General features: G+C 45.8%; 21 protein-coding genes and 2 pseudogenes. 22 read left to right on the forward strand and 1 reads right to left on the reverse strand.

The annotated features are described in order from the left end of the window. The first annotated feature begins 92 nt into the window (after positions 1–92). The 6 genes from EBB54_RS05580 to EBB54_RS05605 all read left to right on the forward strand — a co-directional run bounded on the left by EBB54_RS05580 (position 93) and on the right by EBB54_RS05605 (position 7,682). The gene (locus EBB54_RS05580; protein ID WP_125126692.1) at positions 93–1,163 is read left to right on the forward strand and encodes a rhamnose ABC transporter substrate-binding protein; all 1,071 of its coding nucleotides are present in this window, start codon (positions 93–95) and stop codon (positions 1,161–1,163) included. A gap of 63 nt (positions 1,164–1,226) precedes the next feature. Next, a complete protein-coding gene (locus tag EBB54_RS05585; protein ID WP_125126693.1) occupies positions 1,227–2,072 on the forward strand; it encodes an SGNH/GDSL hydrolase family protein in 846 nt (281 codons plus the stop codon). 270 nt (positions 2,073–2,342) lie between these two features. Then, on the forward strand, positions 2,343–3,950 hold the full coding sequence (locus EBB54_RS05590) for an ATP-binding protein (RefSeq protein WP_125126694.1): 1,608 nt from the start codon (positions 2,343–2,345) through the stop codon (positions 3,948–3,950). Next, on the forward strand, positions 3,951–4,700 hold the full coding sequence (locus EBB54_RS05595; RefSeq protein WP_044989589.1) for a LytR/AlgR family response regulator transcription factor: 750 nt from the start codon (positions 3,951–3,953) through the stop codon (positions 4,698–4,700). Continuing rightward, on the forward strand, positions 4,701–6,017 hold the full coding sequence (locus EBB54_RS05600) for a sensor histidine kinase (protein WP_004069034.1): 1,317 nt from the start codon (positions 4,701–4,703) through the stop codon (positions 6,015–6,017). A gap of 165 nt (positions 6,018–6,182) precedes the next feature. Continuing rightward, entirely contained in the window at positions 6,183–7,682 is a 1,500-nt protein-coding gene (locus EBB54_RS05605; RefSeq protein WP_148099343.1) for a DUF6034 family protein, read from the forward strand. A gap of 80 nt (positions 7,683–7,762) precedes the next feature. Here EBB54_RS05605 and EBB54_RS05610 read toward each other — a convergent pair whose 3' ends face one another. Further along, positions 7,763–8,941 carry a ribose-phosphate pyrophosphokinase gene (locus EBB54_RS05610; RefSeq protein ID WP_004069030.1) on the reverse strand — a complete coding sequence of 393 codons (1,179 nt, stop codon included), beginning with the start codon at positions 8,939–8,941 and terminating at the stop codon, positions 7,763–7,765. A gap of 193 nt (positions 8,942–9,134) precedes the next feature. Between EBB54_RS05610 and EBB54_RS05615 the strand changes: the two genes are divergently transcribed. The 16 genes and pseudogenes from EBB54_RS05615 (at position 9,135) to EBB54_RS05680 (ending at position 22,315) form a co-directional block, all read left to right on the forward strand. Further along, the gene (locus EBB54_RS05615) at positions 9,135–9,341 is read left to right on the forward strand and encodes a hypothetical protein (protein WP_125126696.1); all 207 of its coding nucleotides are present in this window, start codon (positions 9,135–9,137) and stop codon (positions 9,339–9,341) included. Positions 9,342–9,523: 182 nt separating this feature from the next. Continuing rightward, positions 9,524–9,724 carry a hypothetical protein gene (locus tag EBB54_RS31030; RefSeq protein ID WP_243127542.1) on the forward strand — a complete coding sequence of 67 codons (201 nt, stop codon included), beginning with the start codon at positions 9,524–9,526 and terminating at the stop codon, positions 9,722–9,724. Next, positions 9,725–10,792 (forward strand): extracellular solute-binding protein, encoded by a 1,068-nt coding sequence (locus EBB54_RS05620; protein WP_243127543.1) that lies wholly within the window; start codon positions 9,725–9,727, stop codon positions 10,790–10,792. Between the two features lie 104 nt (positions 10,793–10,896). After that, positions 10,897–11,784 carry a carbohydrate ABC transporter permease gene (locus EBB54_RS05625; RefSeq protein ID WP_125126697.1) on the forward strand — a complete coding sequence of 296 codons (888 nt, stop codon included), beginning with the start codon at positions 10,897–10,899 and terminating at the stop codon, positions 11,782–11,784. Continuing rightward, the gene (locus EBB54_RS05630) at positions 11,781–12,626 is read left to right on the forward strand and encodes a sugar ABC transporter permease (RefSeq protein WP_125126698.1); all 846 of its coding nucleotides are present in this window, start codon (positions 11,781–11,783) and stop codon (positions 12,624–12,626) included. Before EBB54_RS05625 ends, EBB54_RS05630 begins: the two co-directional genes overlap by 4 nt. Continuing rightward, entirely contained in the window at positions 12,623–14,395 is a 1,773-nt protein-coding gene (locus EBB54_RS05635; protein ID WP_125126699.1) for a glycoside hydrolase family 13 protein, read from the forward strand. The genes EBB54_RS05630 and EBB54_RS05635 overlap by 4 nt, the downstream gene beginning before the upstream one ends. 378 nt (positions 14,396–14,773) lie before the next feature. After that, the gene (locus EBB54_RS05640) at positions 14,774–16,129 is read left to right on the forward strand and encodes an AAA family ATPase (protein WP_125126700.1); all 1,356 of its coding nucleotides are present in this window, start codon (positions 14,774–14,776) and stop codon (positions 16,127–16,129) included. A gap of 135 nt (positions 16,130–16,264) precedes the next feature. After that, entirely contained in the window at positions 16,265–16,879 is a 615-nt protein-coding gene (locus EBB54_RS05645; protein WP_125126701.1) for an RloB family protein, read from the forward strand. A gap of 66 nt (positions 16,880–16,945) precedes the next feature. Beyond that, positions 16,946–17,613, forward strand: a pseudogene (locus EBB54_RS32605) (IS4 family transposase); the annotation flags it as partial. Positions 17,614–18,027: 414 nt separating this feature from the next. After that, positions 18,028–18,093, forward strand: a pseudogene (locus EBB54_RS32610) (IS200/IS605 family transposase); the annotation flags it as partial. 25 nt (positions 18,094–18,118) lie between these two features. Beyond that, positions 18,119–18,655, forward strand: a complete 537-nt coding sequence (locus EBB54_RS05660; RefSeq protein ID WP_279229988.1) for a DUF6088 family protein — start codon at positions 18,119–18,121, stop codon at positions 18,653–18,655. Then, complete coding sequence (locus tag EBB54_RS31045; RefSeq protein ID WP_243127548.1) at positions 18,639–18,860, forward strand: nucleotidyl transferase AbiEii/AbiGii toxin family protein; 222 nt, start codon at positions 18,639–18,641, stop codon at positions 18,858–18,860. The genes EBB54_RS05660 and EBB54_RS31045 overlap by 17 nt, the downstream gene beginning before the upstream one ends. Before the next feature lie 71 nt (positions 18,861–18,931). Next, positions 18,932–19,348 carry a nucleotidyl transferase AbiEii/AbiGii toxin family protein gene (locus EBB54_RS31050; protein WP_243127549.1) on the forward strand — a complete coding sequence of 139 codons (417 nt, stop codon included), beginning with the start codon at positions 18,932–18,934 and terminating at the stop codon, positions 19,346–19,348. A gap of 279 nt (positions 19,349–19,627) precedes the next feature. Next, positions 19,628–20,311 carry a LytR/AlgR family response regulator transcription factor gene (locus EBB54_RS05670; RefSeq protein WP_243127550.1) on the forward strand — a complete coding sequence of 228 codons (684 nt, stop codon included), beginning with the start codon at positions 19,628–19,630 and terminating at the stop codon, positions 20,309–20,311. 2 nt (positions 20,312–20,313) lie between these two features. Then, positions 20,314–21,552: a sensor histidine kinase gene (locus EBB54_RS05675; RefSeq protein ID WP_125126704.1), complete on the forward strand. Its 1,239-nt coding sequence runs from the start codon at positions 20,314–20,316 to the stop codon at positions 21,550–21,552. A 127-nt stretch (positions 21,553–21,679) separates the two neighbouring features. Next, positions 21,680–22,315 carry a hypothetical protein gene (locus EBB54_RS05680; protein ID WP_125126705.1) on the forward strand — a complete coding sequence of 212 codons (636 nt, stop codon included), beginning with the start codon at positions 21,680–21,682 and terminating at the stop codon, positions 22,313–22,315. The last annotated feature ends 67 nt before the right edge of the window (positions 22,316–22,382 follow it).

Here is a 22,382-nt window from a genome sequence, read left to right on the forward strand (position 1 = left end):
TATTGCATATAATGTAAAAAGTATTCGCGAATCAAATCAGTGTAGACAGCAATAAATGAACAAGAATGATCTTATAACAGGAGAAAAACGCTATGAAAAAGAAAATATTATGCGTACTATTATGCGCAGGACTGACCCTTGCATTTGTGACCGGATGCAGCGACAGCGTGGGGAGTACGGCTGGTTCCGAAAAGGATACTCAGTCTGAAAAGACGGATCAAGGGGGAAAGACTTATGCGATCATCACACGTTCGGCTGGAAATCCATATGCTGAGAAGGAAGCGGAAGGATTTCAGGAGGTGATCGAGGCGGAGGGAAATACATGCATCGTGCGCCATCCCGAAGCAGCAACCGCTGATGCGCAGGTCTCTGTGATTCAATCCTTAATTTCTCAGGGAGTAGATTCCATCTGTATCGCGGCAAATGATGAAAATGCTCTGCAGGCGGCATTGGAGGAAGCAATGGAAGAGGGAATCAAAGTATCCTGTCTGGATTCCCAGACGAATCCGGACTGCCGCCAGACATTTGTAAATCAGGCAGGGATCAAAGAGATCGGGCAGTCTTTGATGGACGCGGTACTTGATATTTCCGGCGGCGGGGGACAGTGGGCAATTCTGTCGGCAACCTCCCAGGCATCCAATCAGAATGCGTGGATTGATGCCATGAAGGAGATTATGGAAGCAGATGAAAAGTATTCCGAACTGGAATTGGTAGAGGTGGCATATGGCGATGACGAGCCCCAGAAATCCACGGACCAGACTCAGGCTCTGCTGTCGAAATATCCGGAGCTGAAAGTGATCTGTGCGCCGACAACGGTCGGGATCAATGCGGCAGCAAAGGTTCTGCAGGATGAATCCTCTTCTGTGAAACTGACAGGACTTGGACTGCCTTCAGAAATGGCGGAGTACATCGGAGATGATGCCGACCATTCCTGTCCCTATATGTATCTCTGGAACCCAATTGACGTAGGCCGTCTAGGGGCTTACACATCCATTGCTCTGGCTGAGGAAAAGATAACAGGAGCAGAAGGCGAGACATTTACGGCAGGAGAACTGGGAGAGTATGAAATCACAGCGGCTGGTGACGGCGGTACAGAGATTATCCTTGGACCTCCGTTCAAATTTGATCCCTCCAATATTGACGAGTGGAAAGATGTTTATTAAAATGGATCTGCTGTATATATGAAACAGAAGAAAATATACGAAATGAATATGAAGGAATAAAAGATGAAGACAAGTTTTAAAACGCCGGATCAGTATGCAGAGGCCATCCTGCATATTGCCGATATGCAGGAGCCAGAGAACGAAAAACAGCCGCTGCGCTTTATGAAGGTAATGAAAGAAAACAGAGGATTTATCAATAAGCTTAGTCCTTATTCCATGGAAACAGAAGATGGATTAGAAAGAAAAAATCCACTTATTGTTGTATTGGGAGACAGCGTGACGGCAGGGCATTTTGAGTTTAATGGGGATATGGCTGATTTTTTTGAAAAGTTGAAAACGCAGAAGATTGACGAGGATCAGGTGATTGAGGCTACGGATGTACTGCGCTCTTATGCGGATCAGTTCCGGAAAATGCTGATTGAACATTACGATCAGACAGCGGTCAGCGTGATAAATTCAGGGATCGCAGGAGATACCATGCATGGAATGTACCGGCGTCTGGAACGGGATGTTATACGATACCAGCCTGATCTGGTGATCATCAACGGCTCATTGAACTGGGGGGAAGAGGACGGTGACGATGAAGAGTATTATGATGTGCTTTCTAAAACTGTACAGGAAGTAAAAGATAAGACAGATGCAGACATTATTTTACTTACACCGAATATGGAACTCCCGGGCAATCCGGCATCCAATCCTCATTCCTCCTTGAAAGACAGGATAAAGGCAATCCGCAGGGTGGCAAAGGAGAAGGATGTGTGTCTGGCAGATGTTTACAAAATATGGGAAACGTATGCGGAAAAAGGGTATCCACTGAAAGAGCTGCTTGCAAACGGGATCAACCATCCGTCTATTGTAGGCCATACGGTTTACGCAAAGGCGCTGATGAAATTATTTTATAACGTTTAGGAAGCGTTTTATGCTTATATCTGGAATTGTTATATCAATTACTAACTTATGGTTTCTAACTCAATCTGTAAAAAGGCAGCCGCGCCGTCCAAAGCGACTGCCTTTTCCGCTCAAAAGAATTTTACATGATCTTTGTCCCCGGCCGGAAATACGTGGATTGCCACAGCCTGAATATCAACAGCATATGACGGCTCCATCGAAAATTAGAGTTGTACGCATAAAAAAAATCAGTTATACTGAAATCAAAAGAGGAAAACAAGGTATAACATTATGGGAAAAATATTCAATGTAACTGCCGACTGCAAACCTGGCCTGCACTATATGGTTGATATCAGTTCCCGCCTGGCCCGGATGAAAGGATATGTGGACAGGGGGGAATATTTTACAATAAACCGGGCACGCCAATATGGAAAAACAACAACGCTCCGGGCATTGAAAGAATATTTAAAAGATCAGTATTATGTAGTCAGCATGGACTTTCAGGTGCAGATGAGTTACGCAAAGTTCCGCAGTGAGAATGCATTTTCAGCTGCATTTGCAAAAGCATTCGTCCGCATCATCCAAGATCCGGATATTGCCCTTCCAGAGGCGATGAAAACAGCGGTTGGGAACCTGAAAAGGGCAACCCGGGAGAACAGGGAAGACCTGGAATTAGTAGAGCTGTTTCAATATCTGAGCGATATCTGCAGAACAGCAGACAAACCTCTGGTTCTGATGATTGATGAGATTGACAGCGCGGCAAATAATCAGGTGTTTCTGGACTTTTTGGCCCAATTAAGAGGTCATTATATTGACAGGGACAAATCACCTGCCTTTCAATCGGTTATTTTGGCAGGCGTATACGATATCAAGAATTTGAAGAGGAAATTTCGTCCGGGGGAGGACGATAAGCTGAACAGCCCGTGGAATATTGCGGTAGATTTCAAAGTGGGCATGAGCTTTACGGCGGAGGAGATTGCAGGTATGCTGACGGATTACGAGGACGAGCATGCCACAGGAATGAATATTGCAGAGATGTCCGAACTGATTTACGAATATACGTCCGGTTATCCATTCCTTGTCTCAAAATTATGCAAACTGATTGCCGAAGAGGTTGCGGGCGGAGAGAAGTTTTCGGAACTGAAGGCAGCATGGACATATGCCGGTTTTATGGAGGCGTATCAGACTCTTCTTGGAGAAAAGAATACACTGTTTGAGTCTATGGTAAATAAACTCTATGATTACACGGAACTGAGAGACATGGTCTGTTCTATCTTATTTACGGGAAAGGAATACTCTTATAATGCGCTGGATCAGGCAATCGGAACGGCAGAAATGTTTGGTTTTATAAAGAATGTGAATGGTACGGTTGCCATAGCAAACAGAATTTTTGAAATGGTTTTTTACAATCTGTTTCTAACCTCTGCGGAGAACCAGAATACGGATATTTATAAAGCTGCCATAGCAGATAAAAATCAATTTATTTACGCCGGACATTTGAACATGGACTTGCTGTTGGAGCGATTTGTGGAACATTTTGACGATCTGTACGGCGATATTCCCCATCCATTCAAAGAAGAGGATGGAAGGCGGTATTTTCTGCTGTACCTCAGGCCAATCATCAATGGTACAGGAAACTATTACATTGAATCCAGAACCCGCAATATGGAGCGGACAGATGTGATTATAGATTATTGTGGGGAACAGATTGTAGTTGAGTTAAAGCTCTGGCGGGGAAATACGTATCATGAACGTGGAGAGCAGCAGCTTATGAAATATCTGGAGCATTACCATTTGAAAAAAGGATATATGCTGAGTTTTAATTTTAATAAAAATAAAGAAATAGGAGTTAAACGTATTGTTCTCGGGGATAAAGTATTGATTGAGGCGGTCGTGTAGATGGGAGGAATACAAAAGGGAGTCAGAAACATGCTGAATATTGCAGTATGTGAAGACGATGTATCCATGGGCTCCTATATAGAAAGATGCCTGTATCAGCAAGCATTTAAAGAGGGGCTGGACATTCATATAGAAGTCATGGATTCTTTCGAAGGATGCTTAAAGTACATAAGAGAAACGAACGAAGTGGACCTGCTGTTTCTGGACATTGAACTGGGAAACAAAAACGGAATCCAATTAGCGGATTTTATCCGAAACGATCTTTGCAATGACTATCTGCAGATCGTATACGTTTCAGCGAAACAGTCTTACGCCATGGAACTGTTCGAGACTCATCCGCTGAATTTTCTTGTGAAACCCATAGACGAGAAAAAACTTGCAGACGTATTTCGGAAAGCAGCCAGGATCATTGGACGAAGCGAAGAAACCTTCTGCTATAAAATAGGCCATGCATATAAAAAAGAATTTCTTTCGAATATCCTTTACTTTGAAGCCAACAACAGGGAAGTGGTCATGTATACAAACGAAGGCAGAGACGTTTTTTATGGGACATTAAAGAAGATCGGTGGGGAGCTGACAAAACGCGGCTTTTTCTTTTGCCACAAGTCCTTTCTTGTACATTATAAAAAAGTGAAAATATTTGAGCCCAATCAACTGGTTATGGAGAACGGGAGCGTTATACCAATCAGTCAGGCACGGAGGAAGGAAGTAAAAGAAATGCAGTTGGATATGGAATTGAGGAATCTATAGATGGAACTGAATGTATACCAGATCGTCTATATCATGGGAAATGCGTTTCAGGAATATATGGTATACCGATTTTTTCACATTTTTTACCCGGAGCAGAAGGCAAAAAAACGATGCCTTGAAATCCTGATTTATCTGTTTTGCTTTGCCGCCGCCATGCTCCTGCATGTTTCAGGAACCGGCGACGCGGCTATATTGGGCTGCAATCTGGTCTGTCTGGCGGCGGTCTCCTCCCTTTACAGGGAAAACTTCAAGAAAAATCCAGGGGCCATACTTGTAATCCTGCTGGTTCTTTGGATGGCAGAACCGGCTGTTTTGACATTGCTCAAATATCTGGACAAACACAGGAATATGGGGAGTACGGGACTTGCCGTGTTCGGAATTTACGCGTCCAAAATCGCGGTTTATACAGTCGTTTTATTCATATCCAGTGTTCAGAAACGGCAAAAGGGAGTGAAGGTTTCGATTCCCCAATGGATCTTTATGGCAGTTTTGCCGATGGGAAGCTGCTACCTGCTGTCGGACATTTTGTACATCAGTGGAGACGGGATGCTGAACCGGGTATTGGATATGACGGTGCTCATCGTATTCCTGTTGAATATCGGAATTTTCTGGCTGTATGATTTCAGCATCCAGGCAATGGATCAGGAATATGAAAAGCAAATATTGCTGAAAGAAAACCTGTATTTTGAAAAACAGTTGGAAAACCAGAAGCAGTCCATAGCCGTGTGGAAGAAATTAAAGCATGATCTGAAAAATCACTTGATTGTTTTGATGGGAATGCTGGAGGAAAATGAAGAACGTGCTGCAAAAGAATATCTGCATGATCTGATGAACGATAGGGTTGACAGCAGGAAAGAAATCCAGACAGGAAATACAGCGATTGACAGCATTGTCAACTATAAGTTATTGGAAGCAAAACAGCGTCATATTCAGTTTGACCTGGAGATCCAGATACCGGAGAATCTGCAGGTTTCCTCCTATGCAATGTCTGTGATCCTGGGAAACGCAATCGACAATGCCCTTGAGGCTGCGGAAAAGACGGAGGAAAAGCGCATCAGCCTGGTGATCAAATATACGAAAGGACGGCTGCTGATCCGGGTCAGCAATCCTTTTTCGGGCCGGTTGGATGAAAAAGGCGCCGGGAGATTCAGGACAGGCAAAGCGGATCAGAAAAACCACGGGCTCGGATTAAAAAATATGGAAGAGGCGGCAGAGAAGCTGGGCGGGGTTATGCGGGTTCATACGGAGCGGCAGGTCTTTACCCTGACGATGCTATTATATGTTTCAGATCAGAATGAGAAGAAAGTGGGGGATTGACCCGATGCACGTTCTTCTCTTTTTTTACGCGTTGATTTACAACAAAAAGAACGTAAGTTACTACAACTTATATTGGGAAAGCATGGATGTGAACTATAATAGCAACCAGCAAATCGTCATCAAACTCACTTACTGCGAAAGGATAACACTATGGAAAAAGAGAAGATGAAATTCAAAAAAGTATTGGCGTTATTTGCGCTTGGCACAGCGGCCTGCTTTCTGCCAGGCTGCCGGGAAACACCGGAGAAAAGCGCGGTAGTCAGCAAGGCTGACGGGCTCGACGAGTCAGTCATTGCAGCTCCGTTAGAGGAAGGGCAGACAAGGAAGGCAGACATGCCGAAGCATTGGAGCGCAAAACATACCAGCAGCGACGGAAAAATGACAATCACCGCGGATCTGGACTTAGAGGCGCCGCAGTTGGGAAACCTTCCCGTACTGGAGATGAAGAACCACAAAATAACACAGGAGGAGCTGGAAAAGCTGGTTCATTATTTTGCGGAGGGCCAGGACCTGTTCGTACCCAAGGCAGATACGAAGGAAGTGTATCAAAAAATCCTGGACCGGATAGAGAAGGGGGAGGGAGCCTACAGCAACGAAGGCGATCTCTATAATATGGAGATCAAGGGCTATGTAGAAAAAGGGCTGGAACTTGCGCCGGAAACGTCAGGGCCAGACCAGAAAGCGGAGGTTGTTTTTCAAAAAAAGAGCGAAGATGCCGCCAGAAATGCGGCAAAAGGAAGGGCCGCTGAAACAAAGGAGCAGGAGAGCTATTTCGTGGCAGACATCGGAAAAGGGAGAGAGTCCTGTATTGAGGCTGTGACCTATGACCCGGATTCAGGCAATGACAGCTCCTTTTCATGGAAAACAGGAGAAGCTGTGTCAGATGAATTGGATATTCAATATTATCTTCGGTGGAATGAAAGTGGAAATACAGAATATGCAGCGCGTTTTCAGGAACTGGCAGAGAGATTCCATGCAGCTTTGGAAAAAGAAACGGTGACGGAGGAAGAGGGGGAAGTCCAGGCGAGACAGGTGATGGAAGAGCTGGAGCTGCCGGAGATGAGGGTATCCTCCCTGGAAAAGATCTTATGGTTTCCGAAGGGCTCGATCCCCGAAGAAGGGTCCCCCGGGAACAGTGAGGATTTCCTGTGGCAGGCAGACCTGTCAAAGGCAGCGGCCGGATACCGGTATACGTTTACACGGAAAACAAACGGACTCTTTTTGATCCGGGGCGGAATGGCGCTGAATGGCACCGGGGAAGTATACGCGCCGCCGTTTCCGGTAGAAACCGTGCAGATTACGGTGACGGAAAAAGGGGTTCAGGCGTTTTCCTGGGAAGGCATAAGCGAAGAATCAGCAATTGTGGCGGAGAATACGGAGCTGCTTGAATTTGAAGAAATCCAGGAATGGCTCTTTAAGCAGATTACTTACTGGTATACCCAAAAAAAGGTTCCCCCTGAGGAAAATATGAGATTTTCCTATCCGGTGATAGGTGCGGAAATAGGATATACGTATATTCCGGCTTATGAAAAACCAGACTGCGTCTGGATGGTTCCCGCATGGAACTTTCAGGTTATGGAACAGGTCAACGGCCGGGATATGCAGTACCTGGAATGGACGATCAATGCCCTGGACGGGGGAGTGGTCGGTGAGATATTGAATTAGAGGGAGGAAGAAAAAATTCGGTATCATCAGCCAATCCGCAGAGATTAGCTGAAGATACCGGATTTTTATGTTATTGGGATTTAAGACTCTGCTTTCATCCGCCTTTCCAGAAGCGCATGGATCTTCTCCGTCGGCGTCATGACAGATCCGATCGCGGTATCATGATTCAGGGAATCAATGATGATGGCAAGGTACTTGCTTAAGTCCGCCATGATAAAATAAGGCTTCTCCTTTGCTTCCGGCGGAAGATAGGTCAGGTTTGTGGTGATGACCTTGTTGAGATATCCGTTTTCATAGTATTCATCGAACTTTTCAAAACCATCGGTAAACAGGCCGAAGGTGGTGCAGGCAATGACCCGCTTTGCCTTCCGTTCCTTGAGCTGCTTGGCCACATCCAGCATGCTTTCTCCGGAGGAGATCATGTCGTCAATGATGATCACATCCTTGTCCTTCACATCGTCCCCGAGAAATTCATGGGCTACGATGGGGTTTTTTCCGTTTATGATCTTCGAATAATCCCGGCGTTTGTAGAACATTCCCATATCTACGCCCAGCATATTGGAAAAATACACGGCCCTGTGCATAGCGCCTTCGTCCGGGCTGATGACCATCAGATGATCCTTATCCACGGCCAGATCCGGCACCTCGCGGAACAGCGCTTTCATGAACTGGTAAAGGGGATTGAAGCTGTCAAATCCGTTGAGCGGGATGGCGTTCTGAACCCGGGGATCGTGGGCGTCAAAGGTAATGATGTTGGCGATCCCCATGGACGCCAGTTCTTCCAGTGCCAGCGCACAGTCCAGGGATTCCCGTTTGGTCCGCTTGTGCTGGCGGCTCTCATACAGGAAGGGCATGATCACCGTGATTCGGTGGGCCTTACCTGTAGCCGCGGAGATGATTCTCTTCAGATCCTGAAAATGGTCGTCCGGGGACATATGGTTCGGATGTCCGTTGACCGTATAGGTCAGGCTGTGGTTGCACACGTCTGTCATGATAAACAGGTCCGTACCGCGGATGCTCTCCTTGAGGATACCCTTTCCCTCGCCGCTTCCGAAGCGGGGGCAGCAGCAGTCTACGAGATAATTTTTGGATCGGTAATTCACATACAAGGGGGATTCTGAGACTTCATTGATCGTATTTTTCCGAAACGATACGATATGGTCGTTCACCTTTTGTCCAAGTTCACTGCAGCTTTCCATAGCAACGAGCTTCAGCGGTGCGACCGGGAGGGTTTTTTCTAATAATTCGATGTTTGACATAAATTCTCTCCTGTACTTTGTGCATACTTTTTACAATGCGGTGCCTTAAAAACTAGTTTTTTGTATAATTTGTCTCCATATATGGTTATATCATTTTTTCTGCCGAAATTCAAGATAACACGAGAAATAAAGCCGAAAATCCACAGGCAGATTGGGAAGTATGCGTATCATTGCGGAGTGAAATAGCAGATTTTTGGTTATACAGAAGCTGAATTGGAAGGGCTGCTATTTCGGAGGAACAAGCACAATGCCGGTGGGATCAAATGCAAAGAGGATCTCTGAGATCACAGAGGCGTTCTCTAAGATAGACCCGAATGACAAACGTACTTATGACGCCCCCGTAGACAGATTCCAGGAGATCATGGGGCCATTCAGGGGTGGATATATGTTCCGCCCCTGAAATTTTTTCCGGCTGTGCGGTTGGAAAAAAGGTAAACGTTTTCTTTCTTTTCTTGGTAAAAATCTCTGTTTTTTATTGTAAACGATCAAAATATATGGTAAAAACTACTTAAATATCTGATATATATCCGATGAAAGCAAATACAGCAGGAAAGTGTTTTATCAAAAAGGAGGAAGGAATCAATGAAAAAGAGAATCGCAATGCTGCTTTGCGCGGCGATGGCCGCATCGTTATTTACCGGATGCAGTTCAGGCGGGAACGGGGCGGAGCCCAAGGAAGATGCTGCTGAAAACGAAGGCAGTGAGGAGCAGACTGCGGAGGCAGAGGAGATCAGCATCTGGCACGACGGCGACGAGGCAATCATGGATGTCATTGAAAGCTAGGTGAATGAGAAGCTCGGCGGGGATGGCATTACAGTGAAGTTTGAGAAGAAAAGCGGCCTGACAGACCAGATCAAGCTCTATGGCAGCGATGGGGAGAGCGGCCCGGATATGTATATGTATGCACATGATTCCCTGGGTACCTTTGTAGAGATGGGAGTGCTCTCGCCCCTGTCGGACATCGTCGGGGAAGAGGTCTATGCCGACATGCTTCCCATGACACAGGAGGCCGGATTATACAAAGGGGAACAGTATCTGCTTCCGGTCTATTTTGAAACACTGCTCTTTATGTATAATAAGGATCTGTGGGAAGGGGAGGTTCCGTCCACAACAGAAGACCTGTATACATATATGGAAGCGCATACGGATACGGCGGCAGGCACATATGCATTGGTAAACCAGCATTCCACAGCCTATAATGTATCCCCGTTCATCCATGGGTTCGGAGGATATATCATTGATGAGGATGCTGCCCCGGGGCTGGCGGATGAAAAAACAAAAGAAGCCATTGAGTACAATAAAAAATTCGCCGCACTGCAGGCTGACGGCGATTATAATACGGTAACAACACTGTTTAATGAAGGGAAAGCGGCGGCGATCATCGGCGGGCCATGGCTGGTACCTGGGATCAAAGATGCCGGGATAGACCTGGGAATCCAGTCTCTGTCAGACTTTACTTTGCCGGGCGGGGAGAGCCTTGCACCCTATTCAGGGATTCAGGGGATCGGAGTCATGAAGCATGCGGCTGAGGAGAAAAAGGATGCGGCTGCAAAGGTGCTTGCCGCATTGGCAGCCCCGGAAGTCGGCATTGCGCTTGCAGAAAAAGCAAGCTGCGCGCCGGCAAACCAGAAGGCATACGATGAGGATTCTGTAAGCAGCAACGAAATGATCGCGGCAATGAAGCGGACTGCGGAGACGGCCAAACCTATGCCGAATATTCCGGAGATGAGTGTGATGTGGGGGCCGGCAGAATCCCTTCTGGCAGCGGTAAACAAATCCGGAGAGGATCTGGACGCAGCAGCGGAAAAATATCAGGCAGAAGCAGAGACTGCGATCGCGGATATGCAGTAGCATAGATGTATCAGGGCATTACAGCTTGCATCCGGTCAGGGATGCAAGCTGCCCGTTGCGCGGGTGTGCGTCAAGACGCACACTTTTTTGAAAGGGGAAACAGTATGAAGAACAGACAGAAATTACGTCCATGGATCTACAGTCTGCCTGCGCTTACGCTGGTAGGGTTGATCGTCGTCTTTCCCATTTTATACACAGGCTATATCTCATTGACGAACATGAACCTTTATCACTGGGACAATTACGAACTGATCGGGCTGGATAATTTTGGGCGGGCTCTGCTGAAAGTGGATTCGGGATTCTTGAAAGCGCTGCTCACAACAGTCCTGTGGACGGTTTTTAACATGGTGATACAGGTGGTCCTGGCTTTTTTCATTGCCCTTGGCCTGAATGTCCGGGAAATGAAGCTGGCAAGGGTCTATAAGACGCTCCTCATGTTTCCATGGGCAATGCCGGCATATGTTTCCATACTTTTATGGCGTGTGGGGATGTTTAACACAGAGTTCGGATTCCTGAACAAGATCCTTTTAAGCCTGGGCCTGGGGAAGATGAATTTCCTGTCAGAAAATATCCCGGCGTTTCTTTCCTGTATGGTGCTGAACCTGTGGATGGCGCTGCCGTTTATGATCATGATGATGGACGGCGCGCTGCAGAGTGTGGACAGGAGCTACTACGAAAGCGCCAGACTGGACGGAGCCGGGTTCTGGAAGCAGTGCCGGTATATCACGGTTCCCGCGATCCGACCGATCCTTCTGCCTTCCGTCATCATGACCACATTTACGACATTCAAGCAATTTGATATCGTGTATCTGCTCACCATGCAGAAAGGCTCCCTGTCCGGGGCAACGCTGCAGACGATCATTACCTATGCGCACCAGAATGCGTTTGTATCAAATAATTATGGGCTGTCCTCGGCAGTGTCCATTGTGATTTTTGGTTTTATCATTGTATTTTCATTGTTTACGAACCGGGGAGTAAAGGAGGAGGCATGAGTACGAAAAAAATAAAACGTATGGCGGGGCTTACAGTTTTAAATCTGATCTTTATCATCATCTGCCTGCTCGCGCTGATCCCGATCCTGTATGCGGTTTCCCTGTCATTCTGCAATGGGGGTTCCGGGTTAAGTTCCGATCTGTCGTTCTGGCCCAAAGATCCCACCTGGAAGAATTATTCCGCAATCCTGATGGAAGAACCGTTCCTGCTCTGGCTTAAAAACTCCGCGGTCCTGAGTGTGGGAACGATGATCGCGGCAATGGGGACGGCGGTCACGGCGGCCTATGCATTTTCAAGATACCGTTTTAAAGGAAGGAACGGGGTGCTTCAGGCTCTTCTGATCTTGAATGCATTTCCCCAGATTTTATCTATGTTCGCGATCTTCCGCCTGTTTAAGACCTTCCATCTGCTCAATTCCTATCTCGGCCTGATCATCGTTTATGCAGGGAGCATGTGCATTTTCAGCATCTGGAATATGAAGGGGTATTTCGACACGATCCCGGTGGAGATCGAGGAGGCGGCCAGGATCGACGGCGCGGGAAGCGGACAGATCCTGATGAAGGTGGTGCTTCCATTGGCAAGGCCGGCGATCATCGTGACATCGGTCATGGTGCTGATCTTTGTGTGGAATGAGTACCTGTTTTCCACTACCTTTATGATGAATGAAGGGAGTTACACGCTGGCGGCCGGATTATACCAGCTCCAGACCAGTGATTACAGCAGGAGCTGGCCGTTATTTTCCGCGGCGGCGATCCTGGTATCGATCCCGATCCTGATCGTATTTTTCTGCATTCAGAAATATATGGTGTCAGGTTTGACGGCAGGGGGTGTCAAAGGATGAGTATCAAAGAAGAACGGATGGATCGGGCGGCGGTTCTGCATATTCCGCTGTCCCAGTATGCATTTGCAAAATCAGAACATACGCTGGTGATCCGGATACGGGCAAAAAAGGAAGACCTGTCCGGATGCGACCTGTATTATGGGGACCGGGCATGCAGGAAAACGCCTATCGAGTTTTACAGGATTCCGATGCATGTCTGTGCAGAGGATGCCTGCTTCCAATATTATGAGGCGGAGATTCATTCCGTCTATAACCGGATCTGTTATTATTTTAAGTTGATAAAAGGGCAGGAATGGGCCTACTATTACGGGGACCGATTTACGGAAACGCTGGCGGATTTTTATCTTGGGGATCAGGTGGTGGATGGGAGAAGTGAATATTACCAATACCCGATCATCCTGAAAGAGGAGATACCGGACGTACCGGAATGGTTCAAAACTGCCGTTGTTTACAACATTTTCCCGGACAGCTTTGCAAGCGGGAAGAGAAGCCTGGAGAACAGGGCAGAAGAGAAGCGCCTGGAGGATGGGAGAATATGCCGGTCAAGGCTGGGAGGCACTCTGAGAGGAATCCGGGAAAACCTGGATTATATTCAGGGAATGGGATTTACCTGCCTCTATCTGAATCCGGTTTTTTCGGGCGGGGAATACCATAAATATGACGTGCTGGATTATTACCATATCGATCCATGCCTGGGAACGGAAGCGGATTTTCAGGAGCTTGTGGAGGAACTTCACAGGCGGGGGATGAAGATCATCATTGACGGGGTTTTTAACCACTGCAGCTGGGAATTTTTTGCGTTTGAGGACGTGGCGGCCAAGGGCAGGGCGTCCCGATATTGTAAATGGTTTTACGGTCTGGAGTTTCCTGTCAGAAAGCCGGAAAATGCGGACGAAGTTCCCAATTATACCTGCTTTGCATATGAAAGGAGAATGCCCAAGCTGAATACGGCGGAACGGGAAGTGCAGATGTATTTTGCGGATGTAGGGGCGTACTGGATTCAAAAATACCATGTGGACGGCTGGCGGCTGGATGTGGCAAATGAGATCCACCGGAATTTTTGGCGGAGCTTCCGTTCGGCCGTAAAAAGCGCCGATCCGGATGCGGTGCTGATCGGGGAAGTATGGGAAAATGCGGAGACCTGGCTGCGGGGGGATGCCTTTGATTCTACTATGAACTATGAATTTCGCAGGATCTGCAGGGACTATCTTGCAGCCGGATCACCGGATGGGAGATCTGCGGCCTGCCAGTTTGAACAGATGCGTCTCAGATATCCGACGAATATCGTAAACGGGCAGTTGAATCTGATCGACAGCCATGATGTCCCGCGGTTCCTTTCTCTTTGCCGGGGGGACCTGGGGAAGTGGAAGATGGCCTGCATCCTGCTCATGCTGATGCCGGGCGTGCCCAGCCTTTTCTACGGGGATGAGCGGAAGATCCAGGGGATAATGGAAAACGAGTACCGGAAGGGGATGGCCTGGGAGGAAAAGGAGGATGTCTGTGATTTTGTCCGGGAACTGATCAGAATCCGGAAAGAATATATCGATGGGTCAACCGGCTATCACCCGGTCTGGGGGATGATCCGTTCCGGTGTCTTTGCATTTGCCAGGGAGAATGCGGGATGTGAGATTACTGCGGTCATGAACCCGGGAGACGCATGTGCAGTACCGGAAATGGGAGATCGGAGAGTTCTGCTGGAAAACGAATGCCGGGAAGGCTGGATCGGACAGGGAGGATATGGGGTCTGGCTTAGGGACAAAGGACGGTAAGGCTCCGGGCGGAGATACATTTTATGAGGTATCTTTGCCCGGTTTTTCGTGCGGCGAGCGCACGTTCTAATGAGTGAGAGTCCCTAATCCGCCCAGTAGTGGGGCGGGGAAGAATATAGCCAATGACAGGGGGGCGTGGTGGAGAGAAACGGTTTTCAATATTTCTTTTATGAAAATCTTTTTATAGTGAACTTGAACAGTTAAGTACACTTACAAAAGCCAAAATGCCAAAAGGAAAGTCGATTTTAGAGTATAAATTAAAATGAAATGTCAAAATAAAAGAAATAGTCGTTTATTTGACGAAAAAAACTCCAAAAAACGGATTAAAATTGACTTTGTGAGAATGACTGTATATAATAATGGTGGAGGTGTATAACAATGTTAGTGAAAGTTAGTATAGAAAATTTTAAATCTTTTGATAGTGCAATCGAGTTGACAATGATTTCTTCCAACAAAATACGGATAAACGCAAGCCACAGATTGAAGATAAAGAGTACACAGTTATTAAAACATGGTGTAGTGTACGGTGCAAATGCTGCCGGAAAAACAAATCTGGTAGAATTTTTCCGCTTTTTCAAAGAGTGTGTAAGTAAAGGTATTCCAATGGAAGCGGTAGGTATGTTTTGTAAAAACAGAGAAGAAAACAAAGAGAGAGAAAGCAGTTTTGAAGTACAGATTACTGTTGAGGATAAATTCTATGCTTATGGTTTTTCTGCGATTTTAAGTAAAAGAAAAGTTACAGCGGAATGGTTATATGAACTTTACCAGAATGGTTCAGCACGCTGCTTATTTGAAAGAGAAGGAAAGAAACGTCCGGCATTAGATGAATCTATTACCCTGTCAAATACGGAGAAAAATAAATTTGAGATTTATGCAGATGATTTTGCAGGCAATGAAACATCATTGTTCTTAACAGAAATGAATCGCAGCAAGAAATATACGGTACGCTCTAAACTGATATTTTTCAGACAGGTATATGATTGGATACAGAATCACATTGCAGTAATTACCCCAAATACTCCTCTGATTGATTTGGAGTATTATTATGATACAGACTCTCTAAAGTTAATCAATAAACTAATTGAAACATTTGATACAGGAATCAGTAAAGTAAAAATAGAGGAAATCTCCCTGGATGAATTATCCAATGCTATGCCGAAAGCAGTATTTGATAAGGTTATGCGTCATGTAAAGAATCGTATTGAGGAACAGGAAAATCCGTCTTTTAGAATGACGATGAGATCAAATGAGAGTTTCTTTAATATCGAAGTCAAAGGACATTCAGAGCCGAAAGTAACAACAATTCGATTGAATCATGTGAAGTCCTTTTTTGATTTTGGTTTTGAGGAAGAGTCCGATGGTACAAGGCGTTTGTTTGATTTAATGGATATGCTGCTTAATAAAAGAGAAGATATGCTGTATGTGGTAGATGAGTTAGAAAGAAGCCTGCATACGAAATTGACAGAACGATTTTTACAACTGTTCATGCAGTTGCATGAGAAAGAACGTATGCAGTTACTTTTTACAACGCATGAATCTTCTATCATGGATCAGAGTATTTTCAGACGAGATGAGATATGGTTTATTGAACGTAATTCAGACAATGCAAGTGTGATTTATTCCTTAGACCGTTTCAAAGAGAGGTATGATAAAGTTTTGAGTAAGGCGTATCTGGAAGGCAGATATGGCGCTGTTCCAGTATTTAGCACGTTCGAGTTCAGAGAGGAGGAATAGGTATGTCCCCTGTTAGAAGTTATACCTTGTGAAACGGCCGCATGGCCATAATGGGGTGCCCTTGGGTATACAAATTGGAACAGCAGAAGTACAGATCATGTAGAGCAAAGAGAGCCATATCGGAAATATTTCTTTATTTGTGAAGGGGCAAATACAGAAACATGGTACTTCCGTAAACTGATAGATATTCGCAAATCTCTGAATATTCACCCATTGATAGATATTCGATTGCTTGAGAAAACAGAGGAAGATAAGGATATTAGTTTTCCAAGAAAGCTGATTGCCTTTGCAGAGAGTCAGAAAGAAAATGAGGACATATCCTTTGATAAAGAGCGAGATAAAATGATTATCGTGTTTGACGCAGATATTTTTGAAGAAAAAGTACAGGACTATGATGAGGTTGTAGCTTTGGGAGAGGCGGAAAATATCCTTGCGGTAAGTAATCCGGCATTTGAACTGTTTTTACTTCTTCACTTTGAAAATGCTTATGAAGAAGATATTAAGCCGAATGAAGAGAAGATTATCAAAAATGAGAAGGACGGTAATCAGACATTCGTTTATAAACTTCTGTTAGCAAGAACAGGCGTGAATTCCAAGAAAAATCCTGCTATTGGAGAACTGGCAGAGAATGTGAATATAGCCATTGCACAGGAGAAGCAGATCAATGAAGATATTCATAAGTGTAAGGGGAAAGTGACTTGTAATATCGGGGCAATCATTGAGAGCATAAAAAGAGATCAATCAATTTAATTGTATATTTCAGTGGTATTGATAAGGCTAAAGTTAATAGAATCAATGCTTTTCATAAACAATCAAAAGATTTTTCAGTATCTGTTTCTTCTGATCTTTTCAAACAGAAGCATGTACATGCATCTGCTGTCGGGAAGAAATACGCCGGCTTTTGCTAAAGATACGGTATACCGCTTTATGAAATCAACACAGATCAACTGGATCAGGTTCACAACCATACTTGCATCAAGAATTATCAAGGAGGCCATTGTCCCACTGAATAATGCAGACAGGGAAAATGTTCTCTGCATTGATGAATCTATGTTTGAAAGAAATCGCTCCAAGAAGGTGGAATTCCTTGCAAAAACTTACGACCATGCGAAACTATGTTGGAACTTCTCAAAGCCGCCAAAACAGTGGGGATTCCTGCAAAATATGTCCTCTTTGACAGCTGGTTTTCTTCTCCTAAATCGCTTCATGCCGTAAAAAATCTTGGCTATGAAGTGATTGGAATGATTAAGAAAACCCCGAAAATGTTTTTCCGATACAATGGAGAAGAACTCTCCCTTATTGATATCTACAAGAGGAATAAAAAACGCAGGGGACGTTCCAGATACCTCTTATCGGTGGATGTGGAAGTCATCAAAAACGGGGAAGCGATCCCGGCCAGGGTTGTGTATGTCCGCAACCGGAATAAGCGCAAGGAATACCTCTGCTTCATCACAACAGATACATCCATATGTGAAGATGAAATCACACCTTTTTTCATCAGGTAGCGGCAGAATCCACGGATATCCGACAGCCTGTGGTTGACAGTGGGGCTGCATTTCCCCTACTGTCGCGTAACCAGGCCCTCCCCATAGACTGATGAAAGCTGTTTCCAGTCAACCTTGACCGATTTACGCAGTTTTTCCAGAAGCATGTGTACATAATACTTATAGCAAGATTGTCATAAGTACTATGTTGAAACTGATATAGATATGATTAGAGACTCCTTAAAACAGATATCTAAAGAAGATCAGGAGGATCTATATGTGTCATTAAGCCCGGATGAAGGGAACAAGATTAAAGGGCAGTCTTAGTGAGATTTTAGACCGATAAATTAATTTGAACATATAAGTATAATAAGGCTTTTCCTGTGATTCATCGGTCTAATTTTTTTGTCGGCCTATGTAGACACGGTGGGGAAGAATACAGCTGCGATCAAAGCGTACATCCAGAATCAACTAAAAAAGCGCCCAGGAAGTATTTGATAATGCCCTGCGCCAGTATTTCAAACGGATGCTCAAGTCAGGCGACCTGGCTCGTTTTGACACAGGGATTTATTATCTCCCCAAAGCGTCACGGCTGCTGAAAAAAAGTTATTTAGATCCCATGAAAGTCATTATACGCAAATATATCCAAAGTACAACAGAAATCTACGGATACTTCGCCGGAGCTACTTTTGCCAATCAGATCGGCCTGACAACCCAGATGCCGGCAATGTTGGAGATCATCACATCAAAAGAATCGACAAAGGGGCGTACAGTCACTGTAGGCTCCCAGGCCATCCGGCTGAAACGGCCCGCCACGACTATAACATCGGAAAACGCTGCACTGCTCCAGCTTTTGGATGCCGTTTCCCAGGCAGAAAAGTATTCTGAGCTTTCTGCTTTAGAAACCGGGAATCTTCTGAGAAACTATGCAAAACAACAAAATTATAGTAAGGAACTTCTTTCCAGCGTGTTGTCTGGCATTACAGGTCCTACTGCAAAAAAACTGATTGAATGGGGAATTATTTATGAATTTACATCATGACCACGAAGCATTTAGCGAATTTATCATCGCTGCTTCTAACGAACTGCATATACCTCCCGGAATTATTGAAAAGGATTATTATGTTACGCTTGCTCTCAAGGAGCTGGCCTCCAGGGTAAAGGGGATGGTTTTTAAAGGCGGCACCTCTCTGACAAAATGCTATCAGATTTTGGATCGCTTTTCGGAAGATATAGATATTTCCTAATGGCCGATAATTATATATACCGTTTCTTGAAAATGACGGAACAGGAAGAACTGGCAGAAGAATTTGACATCATGCCCTTTGAGATCACAACGCAGGCGATTGAGCGGACTCTGATTGATAAGGTCTTTGCCATCTGTGATTATTATTTGTCAGATAAGATTGACCGGCATTCCCGGCATTTATATGATATCTACAAGATTATGGAATACACTAAGCCGGATGCATCTTTGTCAGGACTTGTTCAGGAAGTTCAGAGCCTGCGGGAGCCTCTTCCAGTCTGTCCGTCTGCTAAAACAGGGGTATGTATCAATGACGTTTTGGCAGAAATTGTGGACAAGGAAATATATCGGCAAGATTACGAATCGATTACTGGCAAGCTTTTATTTACATATGTTCCTTATGAAACAGTCATTGGTGGGGTAAAAGAAATCGATGCGGGTTCAGAGGGGTTATATCTGTTTGCCAAGTTTATGCCTGCATTATGTTGAACTGAATAAAAGGATCATAAGCAAGACCGCCGCACTATGGACTTCATCCGCCATATGTGGCGGTCTGCCTTTTCCGCAGGCAGGCCGGGCGGACTGATAACGGAAATTACTTGGAAAGCGGGGAGATAACAGGTAATATGTTTACACGGCCAGTATCGGCTGTGTGCTTATAGTCATTTCGTGCAATTTGTGGGAATTTCGTGCAATGGGATTTGATAGGATACCCATAATCCGATATAATTTATAGTGGAAAAAAACACAGAATTGAGGGAAATGCGTATGAAGATAGCGGTATGTGATGACAGCAGGGAGGACAGGGGCGAATTGAGGGAGCTGCTGGAAGCCTGCGGTTATGATTTTGAAATAAGGGAATACGGTTCCGGGGAGGAACTTTATGCGGATATGGGGTATGTACGGGAATGTGGCATTGTGTTCCTCGACATCAACATGGAGGGCATGGACGGGCTGGATGCGGCGGGGAAGATAAAGGCGGAATGCCCGAAGGTACATATCGTGCTGGTGACCGCCTATGTGAACTATGCGCTGGACGGGTACAAGGTGAAGGCCAGCCGGTTCCTCTTAAAGGATGACCTGGAGCAGACGCTGCAGGAGTGCGTGGATGACATCCTGCGGGAGGAACGGGTGGTGGAGTTCAGTTTCGTGGAGGGGAACGTGCGCCTGCGGGTGGACGATATCATCTATATTGAGACGAGCAAACACAAGAACGTATTCTACACGGCGGGGGAGGCGTACAGCATCTATAGGAAGATGGATGAGCTGGAGGCGGAACTGGCGGGGATGGGATTCGTGCGGATACACCAGAGCTTTCTTATCAACATGAGGTACATCGGGAAACTCAGCAGCTATGTCATGGTTCTGACCACGGGGAAGGAGATATCCGTGCCGAAGTCAAGATACCCGGAAGTGAAGCGGCAGTACACATTGTTTAAGGGGGCGGAGTGATCATGGCATTGTGGGTACTTTCATTCTGTATCATGGCGATAGAGGCATGGGGGAGCATATATTTCTTTGATACCTTTTTGAAGAAAAAAAGTATAGGACAGTGGGGAAAGTACAGATATGTTGTTTTGTATTTTGCCAGCATGGTAGTGGCGCTATTTGGAGACTATTTTGATTTGATGGGAATCAAGGCCAGGCTGATAATCCTTGTTTTTATCGCATTCTGTGCAGTATTTTATGAGGCAGACTGGAAACAGCGCATCTTCTTTTCGGTGTTAAACTATTCGCTGCTGTTTCTGACAGACCTTTTTATGCTACAAATGGAGAATATGTTTGTTTCCAAAAACGATGTGCTTACTTTTCTTCTCCTGCCCTCAAAAATGGCATGGCTCTGTGTGGTTTTCATAGTCCGGAAAATATGGAAAGGACAAAACAATTACGGGGAACTTTCCCGTAAGGAGTGGCTGAAATTTTCCATGATCCCGCTGCTCACTGTGGCATCCATGATGCTTATGTTCTTCTGTAGCAGTACGGAAACAAAAGTGCAGACGGCATACCTTTTTCTGTCGGTGGGGCTGATATTCATCAACATCCTTGTCATAGAGCTGATGCAGGGAATCCTTGGAAAAGAGGAACTGCTCCGGGAGAGCGCACTGGCAGGCCAGAAGAAGGAAAGCCAGCTTGCCCATTACCGGGATATGCAGGCGGTCTATGAGCGGCAGGGGATGAAGATGCACGACTACAAGAACCAGATAAGGACAATACAGGTGTTGTTGAAGAAAGGCGACACGCAGGCTGCCGCCTCGCTTGCGGAACGGCTGACGGAGAGTATTTCGGTGGAGATGGCGGCGGTCAATACGAACCACCCGGTGGTGGACGCAGTCCTGAACCAGAAATTCCACGCCGCAAGGGAGCAGGGCGTGTCCATGACGTTCCGGGTGGGCGATATGGGTGGGCTGCGGCTTAATGAGGAGGAGACGGTGATCCTGCTCTCTAACCTGCTGGATAACGCCATTCATGAGTGCATGAAGGTGGTGCGGCAGGGGAGGAAGACCGTCATCCAGGTCAAGCTGGTGCAGGAGGGAGGGAAGCTGATCTTCTCCGTAAGGAACCCCGTAGAAGAAAAAGTGCGGGTCACGGAAGGCACCGGCCTGTCGAATGTGAAGGCAGTGGCAGATAAATACGGAGGTGATTTTGCCGTTTCCTGCGATGAGGAAAAGTTCCAGGCGGTGGTTATGTTATAAACTTTATGGTCATTTCGTGCAATTTATAGTCACTTGGTGCAATCGTGGTTTGAAATACGGGTGTAACTGCCGATGGATTTTATGAGGCGGGAAATTTCAAAAAAATTTTATCAAGGAGGTATGCGATATGCAGATAACAAGGGATAACTATTCACAGTATGCCAATATGGTACAGCAGATGTTTGGCAATAAGAAAAATTCCAGCAATCCGCTGGCACAGTGCGACTATGGAAATTTTGCATTGCGGTTCAAGCCAGTTGACATCAAGTTCACAAAGCCGAATTGGGATAATATCATGACGAAGCGTGATAAGCCTGCAATGTCGGAGGAGGAATTCGAGGCGGCAATCAAGGAGCTGGCGCAGAAGGAATTCGCCACCGGGAAGAGGGATGATGCCGCATACAGAAAGCTGTGTATGCAGCATGGTGAGACAGTTTCCCCAGATAGGAAAGCCATCTATGAATCAAGCATGAGGAAAACGGGTGGAAAGATGAATGCGGCCTGTATGTTCTGGGACAATAACGGGAACAAGACATTATCTTATAATCCCGAATCAAGGAACTGGAAGGCCATTAGCACGGAGGAGGAATTTGCGAGAGCGAGGGTGTTCACTTCCATCTATAATGATGAACTGGCACGGCTGAAAAAGGAATACGGGGAGAATGCGAAAGGTACGGTTTCCTATCAGCAGATACAGTCTGACTTGGCGGCAGGCACAAAAGCACCGTCTTCTTCGGGCAGCACATTGGATATACAGATATGATCCTTACCCCCTATTCAGCAGAGGCGCAAAAACCATGCGCCCCTGCTGGGGAGCATTTGGAAGGAGG

This window comes from Schaedlerella arabinosiphila (assembly GCF_003885045.1).
In the GTDB taxonomy this organism is placed as follows: domain Bacteria; phylum Bacillota; class Clostridia; order Lachnospirales; family Lachnospiraceae; genus Schaedlerella; species Schaedlerella arabinosiphila.

Excerpts from the sequence above, each read along its gene's own strand:
- EBB54_RS05610 (WP_004069030.1), bottom strand. The coding sequence starts at position 8,941 with ATGTCAAACATCGAATTATTAGAAAAAACCCTCCCGGTCGCACCGCTG.
- EBB54_RS31050 (WP_243127549.1), top strand. The coding sequence starts at position 18,932 with ATGCCCTTTGAGATCACAACGCAGGCGATTGAGCGGACTCTGATTGAT.
- EBB54_RS05585 (WP_125126693.1), top strand. The coding sequence starts at position 1,227 with ATGAAGACAAGTTTTAAAACGCCGGATCAGTATGCAGAGGCCATCCTG.
- EBB54_RS05590 (WP_125126694.1), top strand. The coding sequence starts at position 2,343 with ATGGGAAAAATATTCAATGTAACTGCCGACTGCAAACCTGGCCTGCAC.
- EBB54_RS05630 (WP_125126698.1), top strand. The coding sequence starts at position 11,781 with ATGAGTACGAAAAAAATAAAACGTATGGCGGGGCTTACAGTTTTAAAT.
- EBB54_RS05580 (WP_125126692.1), top strand. The coding sequence starts at position 93 with ATGAAAAAGAAAATATTATGCGTACTATTATGCGCAGGACTGACCCTT.
- EBB54_RS05670 (WP_243127550.1), top strand. The coding sequence starts at position 19,628 with ATGAAGATAGCGGTATGTGATGACAGCAGGGAGGACAGGGGCGAATTG.
- EBB54_RS05605 (WP_148099343.1), top strand. The coding sequence starts at position 6,183 with ATGAAATTCAAAAAAGTATTGGCGTTATTTGCGCTTGGCACAGCGGCC.
- EBB54_RS05635 (WP_125126699.1), top strand. The coding sequence starts at position 12,623 with ATGAGTATCAAAGAAGAACGGATGGATCGGGCGGCGGTTCTGCATATT.
- EBB54_RS05640 (WP_125126700.1), top strand. The coding sequence starts at position 14,774 with ATGTTAGTGAAAGTTAGTATAGAAAATTTTAAATCTTTTGATAGTGCA.
- EBB54_RS05595 (WP_044989589.1), top strand. The coding sequence starts at position 3,951 with ATGGGAGGAATACAAAAGGGAGTCAGAAACATGCTGAATATTGCAGTA.
- EBB54_RS31045 (WP_243127548.1), top strand. The coding sequence starts at position 18,639 with ATGAATTTACATCATGACCACGAAGCATTTAGCGAATTTATCATCGCT.
- EBB54_RS31030 (WP_243127542.1), top strand. The coding sequence starts at position 9,524 with ATGAAAAAGAGAATCGCAATGCTGCTTTGCGCGGCGATGGCCGCATCG.
- EBB54_RS05680 (WP_125126705.1), top strand. The coding sequence starts at position 21,680 with ATGCAGATAACAAGGGATAACTATTCACAGTATGCCAATATGGTACAG.
- EBB54_RS05675 (WP_125126704.1), top strand. The coding sequence starts at position 20,314 with ATGGCATTGTGGGTACTTTCATTCTGTATCATGGCGATAGAGGCATGG.
- EBB54_RS05600 (WP_004069034.1), top strand. The coding sequence starts at position 4,701 with ATGGAACTGAATGTATACCAGATCGTCTATATCATGGGAAATGCGTTT.
- EBB54_RS05625 (WP_125126697.1), top strand. The coding sequence starts at position 10,897 with ATGAAGAACAGACAGAAATTACGTCCATGGATCTACAGTCTGCCTGCG.